This is a genomic window from Arthrobacter sp. BG5, from assembly GCF_056680155.1.
Genome location: NZ_CM155268.1, coordinates 187,470 through 201,280, shown reverse-complemented (window position 1 = coordinate 201,280; position 13,811 = coordinate 187,470). Strand labels below are relative to the sequence as shown.

Here is a 13,811-nt window from a genome sequence, read left to right as displayed (position 1 = left end):
CGACGCGGCGGGCGGCGGATGCGGCGGCGCTAGGGTGGGGCCATGGAACTCTCCCCCACCCCTGGCGCGCAGCGGCCGGCCCCGGCACACTCGGTCGGAAGCGCCGCCCCGGAATTTGCGGCCGTCCGTGAACTCTTTGACACGTTCCTTGCCCGTGACCCTGAGTACAGTGCGCAGCTGGCGGTGTACCGCGGCGGCACCAAGGTCATCGACCTCAGCGGCGGCCCTGGACTGGGCCCGGGCGACATCACCGGAACCTACTCCTGCTCCAAGGGCGCCGCGGCCTTCGTCATCGCCCTGCTGGTACAGGACGGGCTGCTGGACTTGGACGCCGCCGTGGCGTCCTACTGGCCCGAATTCGGTGCCCGCGGCAAGGACGCGCTCACCGTCCGGCAGGCCCTCTCCCACCAGGCGGGCCTGCCGGGTATCCCGGGCGGCTTCTCCCTCGAGGAGTTCACGACGCCGGAGGCCGCCCGCCGTCTGGCCGCCGCGGCGCCGCTGTGGCGTCCGGGGCACACCTTCGGCTACCACGCGCTGACGATCGGCATCCTCATGGAGGAACTCTGCAGGAGGGTCGCTGGCGCCCCGCTGCAGGAACTCTACGATGAGCGGCTCCGCCGTCCGTTCGTAATCGATTTCTTTCTGGGTCTGCCCGAGGAGGAGGACGCGCGCTTCCGGGAGGTGCTTTACCCAGAGGACCCGGCCGCGGAGTGGCTGGACCCGCTCAGCCATGCCGGCCTGAACAGCAACGCTCCGGTCAGCAGCATCATGGAACTGCCCAACCACCGCGTCATTCGTGCCGGCGGGATGAGCGCCGCCGGAGGGGTTGGTTCCGCGGAGGGCCTCGCCCGGCTGTACGCTGCGGCCACCACCGGAGTCGACGGTCGCCCCGGTTTCCTGGCGCCGGCGACCGTCGTGCAGATGGCCGAGGAGCAGGTCTGGGGCCTTGACCGTTCCTCGGGGCTGGACAATGCGTTCGCCGTGGTCTTTATGAAGCCCCAGCCCGGCCGGGATTTCGGCAGCCACCTCGCCTTCGGCCATGAGGGCGCCAACGCGGCCTTGGGCTTCGCCGATCCGGGCTACGGCATCGGTTTCGGCTACGTTCCCAGGCGCAGTGAGGAAGGTCGCACGAACGGCAGGGCTCAACGGCTCTCCGCGGCGGTCCGCAAGGCCTGCCACGCCTCCGCCTGAAGTCCACGAAACCCGCCATGGCTCCCCCACAGGGTTCGTCCAGTTGTAGCAGCAACGCTGCGGCCCTAGGGTGAGCCGGGATGGCACACGAAAAAGAAAACGACGGCGGCACCCACCCCTCCTGGGTGCGCGGTCTTGCACGCACCGTGGCCGGGAGTGTGTCCGCTGCACTGCTGTGGCCCCGGCTGCAGCTGGCCACCAAGGCGGCCATCGCGGCGGGCGTCGCGTTCTACATCGCCCCGTTTATGCCCGGCTCCGCGGCGGACTACCCGTACTACGCTCCCCTCGGCGCGCTGGTCGCCATGTACGAGAACGTCTCCGGTTCCATGCGCCAGGGCGTCCAGACGCTCGTCGGCCTGGCCATCGGCGTCGGGCTTGCCTTCATGCTTTTCAGCCTCGGGGACCCGTCGCCGCTGACGGTGGCAATCGTGATGGGGCTCGGCGTCATCCTCGCCGGCCTGCCGCGGATCGGCTCGGGCAGCGACTGGATCCCGACGGCGGCCCTGCTGGTGCTGCTGGTCGGCGGCCACAACCCGGACAAGTTCTCGTTCGGCTATCTCTTCCAGATGGGCGTCGGCGTCAGCGTCGGCATCGTGGTGAACCTGCTCGTCTTCCCGCCGCTGCACTTCAAGGCCGCGGCCCTCAGCCTGGCCGAACTGCGGCTTGCCCTGGCCCAACAGCTCTGGGACATGGGCAAGGCGCTCCGTGAGAATTGGCCGCCGGAGCACGAGGACTGGTCCCGCCGCTCCGAGGCGCTCGCGGGCCGCGCCCGGTCGGTGCGCGCCGCGGTGCAGAAGGCCGACGCGAGCCGGCAAGCCAATCCTCGGCGCCGGCTGCATCCGCGGGACGTGGAGGAGGACTACCGCAACCTGCGGGACCTGGAGCGGCTGACCTTCCACATCCAGGACGTGACCCAGGTGCTATCGGACGTCATCTGGGCCGAAGACACCCCGTTCGTGATCCCGGACGGGCACGCCGAGCCGCTCGCCGAAGCCATGACCCTGGTGGGCGACGTGCTGCGCGCCGCGGAGGAGGAGGAACCGCAACGACAGGCCGAACTCGTCGAGGAGGCCGACGCCGCGGTCAAGGCCTTCACCGCGCGGGTCGCGGCCGAGGACCAGTCCGTGGGCGCCCCGAGCGCCGTCGAATCAATCCTGCTGAGCCTGCACCGGATGCTGCGCGTCGCCAAATCAGGCGCCGTGAAATCGGGCGGCGCGAAGCCCGGCGACGGAAAGCGGGAACCGGACGCCTCCGCCGCCGGCACCAGCTAACCGAACGGCACAGCCGCTTCAAGGTTGCACAACGACGGCGGCCGCCCCGCAATAGTCGGGGTCGGCCGCCGTCGTCGGTTTGGGCGCCTATTTCAGCGACGCCACCGCTCCGCTGAAGTGCTTGCGCCCCGAATGCGGGCTCCACGCCACGTACTCGGAGCGCAGCCACGCTCCGTCGTCCGACTGCACGGTACTGATGTCCAGCGCCACCCTGGCCGGCAGGAACACCGGCGCCTCGAACGCCACGTCCCAGCTGAACGCGTCGCCCTTGGCGGCGCCGACGTCGGCCAACGCTCTCGAGGCGAGGTACATGCCGTGCGCGATGGAGCGCCGCATGCCCAGGGCCTTGGCGCTGAGGACACTGAGGTGGATCGGGTTGAAGTCACCGGAAACGGCGGCGTACGCCCGGCCGGTGTCCACGCCGAGCTGCCACAACGCCGTCGGATCCGGCACGCGGAACCCCCCGGGCGCGGCGGCCGCGGACGGCTTGTCGATCCCCGGCAGGAACACACCCTTCGCAAGGTAGGTGGAGACGCCGCGCCAGCGGACGAAGTCCTCCCCGGCCCCGCGCACCTCCGCCACCACGTCCAGCTGGGTGCCGGACCGGTGCCCGCGCAGGTTTTCCGCCCAGGCCCGGATGTCCAGCGCTTCGGTAAACAGCACCGGAGCTGACTGGACCACTTTGTTGGTGAGGTGGATCATCCCCAGCAGCGGCAACGGGAAGTCATCCCGGTTCATCACGGACATGGACAGCGGGAACGTCAGGGCGTGGATGAATCCGGCCGGCAGCACATCGCTGGCGGTTTCGCCGATCAGGTGCTGGTAGGCCGTCAGGTTCGTGACCGCGGCTTTGACGCCGCGGACCTCGTGGCTGACGCCGGGAAGCTGCGTGCCGGCGTGCTCCCCCAGGAGCCGGCGGCGCGCAGCGGTGGCGGCGGCGTTGACGTACAGCTTGGAGAGCGACGGCATCTCGCCCAGGATCACGGGCTGCCCACCGGTCATGCGCCCACCAGGTTCTGCCCGCAGACGCGCAGCACCTCGCCGGAGATCCCGGCGGCCGCGTCGCTGGCCAGGAACGCGATGGCCTCCGCCACGTCCCCGGGCTGCCCGCCCTGCTGCAGCGAATTGAGCCGCCGGGCCACCTCGCGGGTGGCGAACGGGATCCGGGCCGTCATCTCGGTCTCGATGAAACCGGGCGCGACGGCGTTGATGGAGCCGCCGTGCGGGGCGAGCAACGGCGCCGTGGCACGGACCATGCCCATCACGCCGCCTTTGGACGCGGCGTAGTTGGTCTGTCCGCGGTTCCCGGCGATGCCGCTGGTGGAGGCAACGGAGACAATCCGCGGCGAATTCCGAAAATGCTCCGAGGCCAGCAGCGCCTCGTTGATCCGCAGCTGGGCGGCGATGTTCACGGCAATCACCGAGCTCCAGCGGGACTGGTCCATGTTGGCGAGCAGTTTGTCCCGGGTGATGCCGGCGTTGTGGATCACGATGTCCAGCCCGCCGTGGCGCTCCACGGCGTGCTCGATGATGCGCTGTCCCGCGTCGTCCCGGCTGATGTCCAGCTGCAGGGCGGTCCCGTGCACCTCGTTGGCGACCTTGGCGAGGTGATCCCCGGCGGCCGGGATGTCGACGGCGACGACGGTGGCACCGTCGCGGTACAGCGTGCGGGCAATCGCCGCGCCGATTCCGCGGGCGGCTCCGGTCACCACCGCGACCTTGCCCGCCAGCGGCCTCTCGGCGTCGGCCGGCAGCTGACCCGCTTCCGAGGAGACGGTGAGGAACTGGCCGTCCACGAAAGCGGAGCGCCCGGAGAGGAAGAACCGGAGCGCGCCCAGGGCGCTGGGGCTTGTGGTCCGCGCGCCGTCGGCCAGCAGGATGCCGTTGCCGGTGGTGCCGGCGCGCAGTTCCTTGGCCAGGGAGCGCAGCAGCCCGTCGATGCCCTGCCGGGCCGCCGCGGCGGCCGGATCAGCAGTGCCCGCGGCGGCGCGGGAGACGGTCACCACGCGGGCGTTCGCGGCGAGGTCCCGGAGCGAGGCCGCGGCGCTGAGCACGGGTTTTTCCAGGTCGTCGGGCCGGGCCGCCTCGTCCAGCACCAGGATGATCGCGCCGAGCTTCTCGCGCGGCACGGCGTGGCGGCGGACGTCGAGGTCCCAGGACAGCAGCGCGGCGGCGAGTTCATCGGCGCCACTGCCGGTGCCCTGCACCAGGACGGGTCCCTGGACCAGCGGCTGGCCCGGCCGGTGCCGCCGAAGCGCCACGGGCTGCGGGAGGCCGAGCCTCCTGGCGATGTCCTTGCCGAGGCCCTTGCTCACGAACTGGGTGTATTTGTCAGTCATCGGGTTCCCCTAGTGTGCTTCGAGAATAGCGACGACGCCCTGGCCGCCGGCGGCGCAGATGGAGATCAGTCCGCGTGCCGGCCGGCCGCCGACCTGCCCCTTGGCGTGCAGCATCTTCGCCAGCGAGGCGACGATCCGGCCGCCGGTGGCGGCGAACGGGTGGCCCGCGGCGAGAGAGGAGCCGTTGACGTTGAGCTTGGCGCGGTCGATGCTGCCCAGGGCGCCCTCCAGGCCGAGCCGGGTGCGGCAGAATTCCTCGTCCTCCCACGCGGCCAGGGTGCTCAGCACGGTGCCGGCGAAGGCCTCATGGATTTCGAAGAAGTCGATGTCCCCGAAGCCCAGGCCGTGGCGGGCCAGCAGGCGCGGGACGGCGAACGCCGGCGCCATCAGCAACCCGTCCTTGCCGTGGACGAAGTCGACGGCGGCGGCCTCGCCGTCGAGGACGGTGGCCAGTTTCGGCAGGTCGTGCGCGTCGGCCCATTCCTCGGTGGCGAGCAGCACGGTGGAGGCGCCGTCGGTGAGCGGGGTGGAGTTGCCGGCCGTCATGGTGGCTTCAGCTCCGAGGTTCTTGCCGAAGACCGGTTTCAGGCCCGCGAGCTTCTCGAGCGTGGTGTCGGGGCGCAGGTTGGAGTCCTTGCTGAGCCCGCGGTACGGGGTGAGGAGGTCATCGAAGAAACCGGCGTCGTAGGCCGCGGCCAGGTTGCGGTGGCTGTTGTAGGCCAATTCGTCCTGGGCCTCCCGGGTGATCTTCCACTGGGCGGTGGTGAGCGCCTGGTGCTCCCCCATGGACAGTCCGGTCCGGGGCTCGCCGGTGTTCGGGGCGTCCGGTGCCAGGTCCTTGGGCCGGAGCCGGCTGAGCACCTGCAGCCGCTGCGGCAGGGTCTTGGCGCGGCTCAGGTCCAGCAGGACTTCGCGCAGCCCCTCGCTGACGGCAATCGGGGCGTCCGAGGCGGAGTCGACGCCGCCGGCAATGGCGGATTCGATCTGGCCCAGTTTGATCTTGTTGGCCAGGCCCAGCAGGGTCTCAAGGCCGGTGGCGCAGGCCTGCTGCAGGTCGTACGCGGGGGTCTCGGCGGACAGCGCCGAGCCGAGCACAGCCTCGCGGGTGAGGTTGAAGTCGCGGGAATGCTTCAGGACGGCGCCGGCGGCAACCTCACCGATCCGCTCATCCTGCAGCCCGAACCGGGCAATGAGGCCGTCCAGGGCAGCGGTGAGCATGTCCTGGTTGGAGGACTTGGTGTAGGCGCCGCCGGTCCGGGCAAAGGGGATGCGGTTGCCGCCGACCACCACGGCCTTGCGGAGCTGCGGGGCCGCGGCTGCTGCTGCGGCGGCCGGCGCCGTGCTGTCCTTCGGTCCGGTTGTGGACGTTCCGTTTTCAGGCATGTGCTGTCTCCTTTGATCAAAGCGGATTACTGATACCCAGCGTACCTGATACGCTGGGTATCGTGAACATCCTCCAGGCTGAACCCCCCACTTCGGGCGGCCCCGTCGACGGCCGCGCCTCCCGCTGGCAGTCCCACCGCGAGGAGCGGCGCCGCGAACTGATCAAGTCCGCGCGCAAGGCGGTGCACGCGCTGGGAAGCGAAGCCTCGATGGAGGACATCGCCGCGGCGGCCGGGACGTCCAAGTCCGTCTTCTACCGCTACTTCGGCGACAAGGCCGGCCTCCAGCAGGCCGTGGGCGAGGTGGTGCTGAACCAGATGCAGCGGCGCATCCAGGAAGCCGCCCAGGCCGCCCAGACCCCTCGCGAAGGGCTGTACGCCATGGTGTCGGCCTACCTGCAGATGGCCGAGACCAGCCCGAACGTCTACACCTTTGTCACCCGTTACGCACCCGGCGACGCCGAGAGCCACTCCGGTTCCCTCGCCGCGGCCGGCGCGCTGGGCCATTTCTTCGCTGCGATCAGCGAGATGATCGCCCTGCCCATGCGGAACCAGCTGCGCGCCGTTCCGGGCAAGCAAGCCGTGATCGGCTACTGGCCCAACGCCGCGATCGGCCTGGTCCGGAACGCGGGCGAACAGTGGCTGGCCAGCCCGGCCTCCCCGGCCAAGCCGGGCCAGGAAGCAATGGCCCGCCAGATCACCGACTGGCTCTGTTTCGGCATCGCGCCCGAACTGCAGGACCCGCCGGTCCCCGCACCGGACACCGGGCCCTAGGCCACCAACTGACTAAACCTCTTACTGCTAACCACCAATCGCCAGAGCGGCAAATTGCCAGCACCGCAAGTTGCCGGAAACCGCAATGTCAGTGCCAACGAAGGAATCGACATGACTGAACTAGCCGACCGCGCCGCGGGCCGCCCCACTCCCCCGGCCACCGCACCCAGGACCTCGCCGGCCGCCTCCGCCGCCGGAACCCATGCAGCCGGAACCCCCGCCATCGACGTCGACGCGCTCGGCGAGCAGCTGCTGGGCAAGTGGGCCGCGGTCCGCCGGCAGGCCCGGGAGCTGGCCGGCCGGCCGGAACTGCACAAAACCGAAGGGCTGACCCACACCGAACACCGGCAGCGGGTCTTCGGCCAACTGAAGATCCTGGTGGACAACGGTGCCGTGCACCGCGCCTTCCCGGCGGAAGTCGGCGGCGCGGACGAGCACGGCGGCAACGTGGCCGGCTTCCAGGAACTCGTCATCGCCGACCCCTCGCTGCAGATCAAGGCGGGCGTGCAGTGGGGCCTCTTCGGCTCCGCCGTGAACCACCTCGGCACCGAGGAACACCACACGAAGTGGCTGCCGGGCATCATGAGCCTGGACATCCCCGGCTGCTTCGCGATGACCGAGACCGGCCACGGCTCGGACGTCGCCAGCATCGCCACCACCGCCACCTATGACCCGGCCACCGGCGAATTCGTGGTGCACACGCCGTTCCGCGCAGCCTGGAAGGACTACATCGGCAACGCGGCCACCGACGGCCTCGCCGCCGTCGTCTTTGCCCAGCTGGTGACCAACGGCGTCAACCACGGCGTGCACGCCTTCTACATGGACCTGCGCGACCCGGAGACCAAGGAATTCCTCCCCGGCATCGGCGGCGAGGACGACGGCGTCAAGGGCGGCCTGAACGGCATCGACAACGGCCGGCTGCACTTCACCCAGGTGCGCATCCCGCGGACGAACCTGCTCAACCGCTACGGCAACGTCGACGCCGACGGCACCTACAGCTCACCGATCGCCAGCCCGGGCCGGCGCTTCTTCACCATGCTGGGCACCCTGGTCCAGGGCCGGGTGTCGCTGGACGGCGCCGCCGTGACCGCGTCGAAACTGGCCCTCAAGACCGCCATCCAGTACGCCTCCGAACGCCGCCAGTTCAACGCCTCCTCCGCCACGGACGAGGAGGTGCTGCTGGACTACCAGCGGCACCAGCGCCGGCTGTTCACCCGGCTTGCCACCACCTATGCGGCGAGCTTCGCCAGCGAGCAGCTGCTGCAGAAGTTCGACGACGTGTTCTCCGGCCGGAACGACACCGACGAGGACCGCCAGGACCTCGAAACCCTGGCCGCCGCGCTGAAACCCCTCAGCACCTGGCACGCCCTGGACACCCTGCAGGAGTGCCGTGAAGCCTGCGGCGGCGCGGGCTTCCTGATCGAGAACCGGTTCGCCTCACTGCGCGCCGACCTGGACGTCTACGCCACCTTCGAAGGCGACAACACCGTGCTGCTGCAGCTGGTCGCGAAGCGCCTGCTGGCCGACTACGCCAAGGAATTCCGGAACGTCGACTTTGGCGTGTTGGCCCGCTACGTCGTAGGCCAGGCCACCGGCGCGGCCATCCACCGGACCGGGCTGCGCGGCGTCGCCCAGTTTATGGCGGACTCCGGTTCGGTCCAGAAAGCCGCCAGCGCCATCAAGGACGAGGCGGGCCAGCGGGCCCTGCTGACCGAGCGGGTCCAGGCCATGGTCGCCGAGGTCGGTTCCGCGCTTAAGGGCGCGAACAAGCTTCCGCAGCAGCAGGCCGCGGCGCTGTTCAACAGCCACCAGAACGAGCTCATCGAGGCGGCCCAGGCACACGCCGAGCTGCTGCAGTGGGAGGCCTTCACCGAGGCGCTGGGCAACGTCGCGGATCCCGGCACCAAGGCTGTCCTGACCTGGCTGCGCGACCTGTTCGGCCTGTCCCTGATCGAGAAGAACCTGTCCTGGTACCTGATGAACGGCCGGCTCTCGATGCAGCGTGCCCGCACCGTGGGCGAGTACATCAACCGGCTGCTCGTCAAGCTCCGCCCGCATGCCCTGGACCTGGTGGACGCCTTCGGCTTCGGCCCGGATCACCTCCGCGCCGCGATCGCCACCGGGGCGGAAAGGACCCGCCAGGACGAGGCCCGGGAATTCTTCCGGCAGCAGCGCGCCAGCGGCCAGGCGCCGCTGGATGAGAAGATCCTGCTGGCCCGCACTGCGCGGGAGGGCAAGGCCCAGGCCGGAAAGTCCGGTTCAGGCAAGGCGCAGCGCTCTAAATAGCAGCGCGGCTAACCAACAGCACCGCACGACGACGGCACCGCCCCTTGGCCGGGGCGGCGCCGTCGTCGTTGCTGCGGTCTTTCAGTGCAGGCGCTGCTACTGCGGGAGGACCGAGCGGTAGACCTCAAGGGTGGTTTCAGTGATGGACTCCCAGGAGAAGTGCTCCTCGGCCCGGCGGCGGCCGGCCTGGCCCATCGCGCGGGCGCGGGCCGGATCGGAGACCACCTCGGTCAGGGCCGCCGCGAACTCGGTGACGAACTTCTCCGGATCCAGCGGGGTGCCGGTGCCGTCGGTGACCTGCTCAAGCTGCACGAGCAGGCCGGTCTCGCCGTGCTGGACTACCTCGGGGATGCCGCCGGTGGCGCTGGCCACCACCGCGGCGCCGCAGGCCATGGCCTCCAGGTTCACGATCCCGAGCGGCTCATAGATGGACGGGCAGGCGAACGCGGTGGCATGGCTGAGCACCTGGACGAGTTCGTTGCGCGGCAGCATCCGCTCCACAAGGATCACGCCGCTGCGCTGGCCCTGCAGTTCCTCGATCAGCCGGGCCGTCTCCGCGGCGAGTTCCGGCGTGTCCGCGGCGCCCAGGCACAGCACCAGCTGGACCTCGGCGGGCAGCTTAGCAGCGGCCCGCAGCAGGTACGGGACGCCCTTCTGCCGGGTGTTGCGGCCCACGAAGACGACGCTGGGCCGCTCCGGATCAATGCCCAGGGCGTGGATCACGTCGTCGTTCTCGTCACGGTTCCAGAGGCTGACGTCGATGCCGTTGTGGACCACGCGGACCTTGGCCGGGTCCACCTCGGGGTAGCTGCGCAGGATGTCCTGCCGCATGCCTTCGGACACGGCGATGATTGCGGCGGCGGACTCATAGGCGGTCTTCTCCACCCAGGAGGAGAGGGCGTAGCCGCCGCCGAGCTGCTCCGCTTTCCAGGGCCGCAGCGGCTCCAGGCTGTGCGCGCTGAGCACGTGCGGGATGCCGTGCAGCAGCGAGGCAATATGCCCGGCCATGTTGGCGTACCAGGTGTGCGAGTGCACGAGGTCCGCGCCGGCGATGTCCGGAACGATCCGCAGGTCCACGCCGAGGGTCTGCACCGCCGCGTTGGCGCCGGCCAGATCCCCCGGCACGGCGTAGGACGTTACGGTTGCCCCGTGGTACTCCGGAGGCCGCGGCGCCCCGAAGGCCCGCACCTGCAGATCCACCCTCCGGGCCAGCACCCGGCTGAGTTCGGCCACGTGGACGCCGGCGCCCCCATAGATTTCGGGCGGGAATTCCTTGGTCACAATGTCTATACGCACAAACCCCAAGGTAGTCCTTCCGGCTGATCTGTTCTAGTGTGAAGAGGTCCGGGCACACCGGACGGTTTTGGGGAGCAACGAAGGCGTTCAGGAGCGATCACATGCCGCAGCAGAAGAAAGTCTTGGCCATTGTCCTCGCAGGTGGCGAGGGAAATCGGCTAATGCCGTTGACGGCCGACCGGGCCAAACCGGCCGTTCCGTTTGCCGGAAGTTACCGGCTCATTGATTTTGCACTTTCGAACCTGGTGAATTCCCGGTATTTGCAGATTGTCGTCCTGACGCAATACAAATCCCACAGCCTCGACCGGCACATTTCCGAAACCTGGCGCATGTCCACGCAGCTCGGCAATTACATCGCCTCCGTGCCTGCCCAGCAGCGTGTCGGCAAGAGCTGGTTCCTGGGCAGCGCCAACGCCATCTACCAGTCCCTGAACCTGATCCACGACGCCAACCCGGACATCGTCGTTGTGGTCGGCGCGGACCACGTGTACCGCATGGATTTCGCGCAGATGGTCGCCCAGCATGTCGCCAGCGGCGCCAAGGCAACGGTCGCCGCCGTGCGCCAGCCCCTGCACATGGCCGACCAGTTCGGTGTGATCGAGGTGGACCAGGAGAATCCGGAAAAGATCGCGGCCTTCGTGGAGAAGCCCTCCTCGACGCCGGGACTCGCCGCGGACCCCAGCCAGTTCCTGGCGTCCATGGGCAACTACGTCTTCAACGCCGACGCCCTCGTGGAGGCGCTGCACGTCGACGCCGAGCGGCTCGACACCAAGCACGACATGGGCGGGGACATCATTCCCTACTTCGTCGACCAGGGCGAGGCCGGGGTCTACGACTTCACCCTCAACGACATCCCCGGCTCCACCGAACGCGACCGCACCTACTGGCGCGACGTCGGCACCATCGATTCGTTCTACGACGCCCACATGGACCTGATCTCCCCCGTGCCGGTGTTCAACCTGTACAACTCGGAATGGCCGATCTACACCCGCCAGAGCATCTCCCCGCCGGCGAAGTTCGTCCGCGGCGAGGGCGGCACCGTGGGCACCGCGCTGGATTCGATCGTGGCCAGCGGCGTCGTGATCTCCGGCGGCATCGTCGAGGGCTCCGTACTCTCCAACGACGTCTACGTCGGCACGGCTAGCCGCGTCCTCGACTCGGTGCTGATGGACAAGGTCCAGGTTGGCGCGGGCGCCGTGATCAAGCGCGCCATCGTGGACAAGAACGTCCGGATCCCCGCGGGCGCCGCGATCGGCCTGGACCCCGAACTGGACCGGGCCCGCGGCTTCAAGGTCACCGACTCCGGCATCACTGTCCTGTCCAAGGGCCAGGAGGTGCCCGAACCCGGCGACGCCGAACGCTCCCTGTCCGCGGCCAACCTGTACCTGGTGCCGGATGCCGTGAAGACGGCCACCGAAAACTGGCCGGCCGGGCGCGAGTCCGTGGAAAAGGTCGGCGAGGTGCACGCCGCCGCCGTCGGCGTCGAGCCTCCGGGGAAGTCCTCGACGAAGGCGTACTGAGCAGGCGCACTGGGCAGGCCTCCGGGGCCGGGTGCCGCCAGGCGGTACCCGGCCCCGGCCCCTGCCGCGGCTGATGTCCGGCCGGACCCCGGCCGGGCTGTAAAATTAGGCCAATGAGCTCCTCCGATCTGCCCCCCGTACCGGCCGGTGATGAGTCGGCGGCCGCTGCACCGACGGCCGCTGACCCCGTCCAGGCCCAAGCGACGCAGGCTAACCTGACCCCCGCCGAGATCGCGGCCTGCCTCAAGGTGCTCAACAGCATCCACGTCTACGACGAGGAGCACCCGGACTACGTCTCGATCCGCCGTGCGACCGGGAAAATGTTCAAGGCGGTCAAGCGGCACCGCCGGACCACGAAGCGGGACCTCATCGCCGAGGCGGACCGCGCCGTGATCGCCCAGACCGCGACGGCGGCCCCGGACCGGATCGACGACGAGACGCGCGGGAACAAGCTGGCGCCCTCGGCCACCGGCGAGGTCGCCGGGCACCTGATCCGGTCGCGGCCCTGCTACATCTGCAAGCAGCACTACACCCAGGTGGACGCCTTCTACCACCAGCTCTGCCCCGAATGCGCCCTCTTCAGCCACAGCAAGCGCGATGCGCGGACCGACCTGAGCGGCCGGCGCGCCCTGCTGACCGGCGGCCGGGCCAAGATCGGCATGTACATCGCCCTGCGGCTGCTCCGCGACGGCGCCCACACCACCATCACCACCCGCTTCCCGAAGGACGCCGCCCGGCGCTTCGCCGCGATGGAGGACAGCGCCGACTGGCTGCACCGGCTGCGGATCGTGGGCATCGACCTGCGCGATCCCTCGCAGGTGATGGCGCTGACGGACTCCCTCGACGCCGCCGGTCCGCTGGACATCATCATCAACAACGCGGCCCAGACGGTCCGGCGCTCGGGCAACGCCTACAAGCCGCTCGTCGACGCCGAGGACGAGCCGCTGCCGGCGGAGCTGCAGGCGGCCAACGGCGGCCCCGAACTGGTCACCTTCGGCCACGCCCACGACAAGCACCCGCTCGCCCTGGCCAGCACGGTCCTTGAGCACCCGGTACTGGCCGGCGACGCCATCACCTCGCTGGCGCTCTCCACCGGCTCCGCCTCACTGGAACGGATCGCCGCCGGCACCGCGATCGACGCCGGCGGCCTGGTCCCGGACCTCGCCAGCATCAACAGCTGGACCCAGGTGGTGGATGAGGTGGATCCGCTGGAGATGCTCGAAGTACAGCTCTGCAACGTCACCGCGCCCTTCCTGCTGGTCAGCCGGCTGCGCGGGGCGATGAAGCGCTCCACGGCACGGCGTAAGTACATCGTGAACGTCAGCGCCATGGAGGGCCAGTTCTCCCGCGCCTACAAAGGCCCCGGGCACCCGCACACCAACATGGCCAAGGCCGCGCTGAACATGATGACGCGTACGTCCGCCAAGGAAATGCTGGACTCCGACGGCATCCTGATGACCGCCGTCGACACCGGCTGGATCACCGACGAACGTCCGCACTACACAAAGGTGAGGCTGATGGAGGAAGGCTTCCACGCCCCGCTGGACCTTGTCGACGGCGCGGCGCGGGTCTACGACCCGATCGTTATGGGCGAGTCGGGCGAGGACCAGTACGGCGTGTTCCTCAAGGATTACAAGCCCAGCCCCTGGTAGACCCGGGCCGCCGCGCCGGGCGGTGGCCTAGCAGCGCCGCCGCGGCGGCGCCACGGGCCTTATGGCCCTAATCGGCCCCAAGGGCTGTCCGTAACGTGGA

The 13,811-nt window shown here is 69.6% G+C and carries 10 protein-coding genes; 6 read left to right on the top strand and 4 right to left on the bottom strand.

All coding sequences use genetic code 11. The features are described 5' to 3' along the window. Positions 1-42 precede the first annotated feature (42 nt). Positions 43-1,191, top strand: coding sequence for a serine hydrolase domain-containing protein (locus AC1MBE_RS00920; RefSeq protein ID WP_479780180.1), 1,149 nt, complete (start codon positions 43-45; stop codon positions 1,189-1,191). An 80-nt stretch (positions 1,192-1,271) separates the two neighbouring features. Further along, complete coding sequence (locus tag AC1MBE_RS00915) at positions 1,272-2,462, top strand: FUSC family protein (protein WP_479780179.1); 1,191 nt, start codon at positions 1,272-1,274, stop codon at positions 2,460-2,462. An 87-nt stretch (positions 2,463-2,549) separates the two neighbouring features. Here AC1MBE_RS00915 and AC1MBE_RS00910 read toward each other — a convergent pair whose 3' ends face one another. The 3 genes from AC1MBE_RS00910 to AC1MBE_RS00900 are packed head-to-tail and all read right to left on the bottom strand — an operon-like array spanning position 2,550 to position 6,184. Further along, positions 2,550-3,464, bottom strand: a complete 915-nt coding sequence (locus tag AC1MBE_RS00910; RefSeq protein WP_479780178.1) for a MaoC family dehydratase — start codon at positions 3,462-3,464, stop codon at positions 2,550-2,552. Then, the gene (locus tag AC1MBE_RS00905; RefSeq protein WP_479780176.1) at positions 3,461-4,801 is read right to left on the bottom strand and encodes a 3-oxoacyl-ACP reductase; all 1,341 of its coding nucleotides are present in this window, start codon (positions 4,799-4,801) and stop codon (positions 3,461-3,463) included. The genes AC1MBE_RS00910 and AC1MBE_RS00905 overlap by 4 nt, the downstream gene beginning before the upstream one ends. A gap of 9 nt (positions 4,802-4,810) precedes the next feature. Then, positions 4,811-6,184, bottom strand: coding sequence for an acetyl-CoA C-acetyltransferase (locus tag AC1MBE_RS00900; protein ID WP_479780174.1), 1,374 nt, complete (start codon positions 6,182-6,184; stop codon positions 4,811-4,813). Between the two features lie 62 nt (positions 6,185-6,246). On the opposite strand from AC1MBE_RS00900, the gene AC1MBE_RS00895 reads away from it, so the two are divergent. Both AC1MBE_RS00895 and AC1MBE_RS00890 read left to right on the top strand, forming a co-directional pair. Continuing rightward, positions 6,247-6,957 (top strand): TetR family transcriptional regulator, encoded by a 711-nt coding sequence (locus AC1MBE_RS00895; protein WP_479780172.1) that lies wholly within the window; start codon positions 6,247-6,249, stop codon positions 6,955-6,957. 111 nt (positions 6,958-7,068) lie between these two features. After that, positions 7,069-9,243 carry an acyl-CoA dehydrogenase family protein gene (locus AC1MBE_RS00890; RefSeq protein WP_479780170.1) on the top strand — a complete coding sequence of 725 codons (2,175 nt, stop codon included), beginning with the start codon at positions 7,069-7,071 and terminating at the stop codon, positions 9,241-9,243. A gap of 96 nt (positions 9,244-9,339) precedes the next feature. Here AC1MBE_RS00890 and glgA read toward each other — a convergent pair whose 3' ends face one another. Further along, a complete protein-coding gene (gene glgA / locus AC1MBE_RS00885; protein WP_479780168.1) occupies positions 9,340-10,539 on the bottom strand; it encodes a glycogen synthase in 1,200 nt (399 codons plus the stop codon). Between the two features lie 101 nt (positions 10,540-10,640). Between glgA and glgC the strand changes: the two genes are divergently transcribed. Both glgC and AC1MBE_RS00875 read left to right on the top strand, forming a co-directional pair. Beyond that, positions 10,641-12,059: a glucose-1-phosphate adenylyltransferase gene (gene glgC, locus AC1MBE_RS00880; RefSeq protein WP_479780166.1), complete on the top strand. Its 1,419-nt coding sequence runs from the start codon at positions 10,641-10,643 to the stop codon at positions 12,057-12,059. A gap of 113 nt (positions 12,060-12,172) precedes the next feature. After that, positions 12,173-13,711 (top strand): SDR family NAD(P)-dependent oxidoreductase, encoded by a 1,539-nt coding sequence (locus AC1MBE_RS00875; protein WP_479780165.1) that lies wholly within the window; start codon positions 12,173-12,175, stop codon positions 13,709-13,711. The last annotated feature ends 100 nt before the right edge of the window (positions 13,712-13,811 follow it).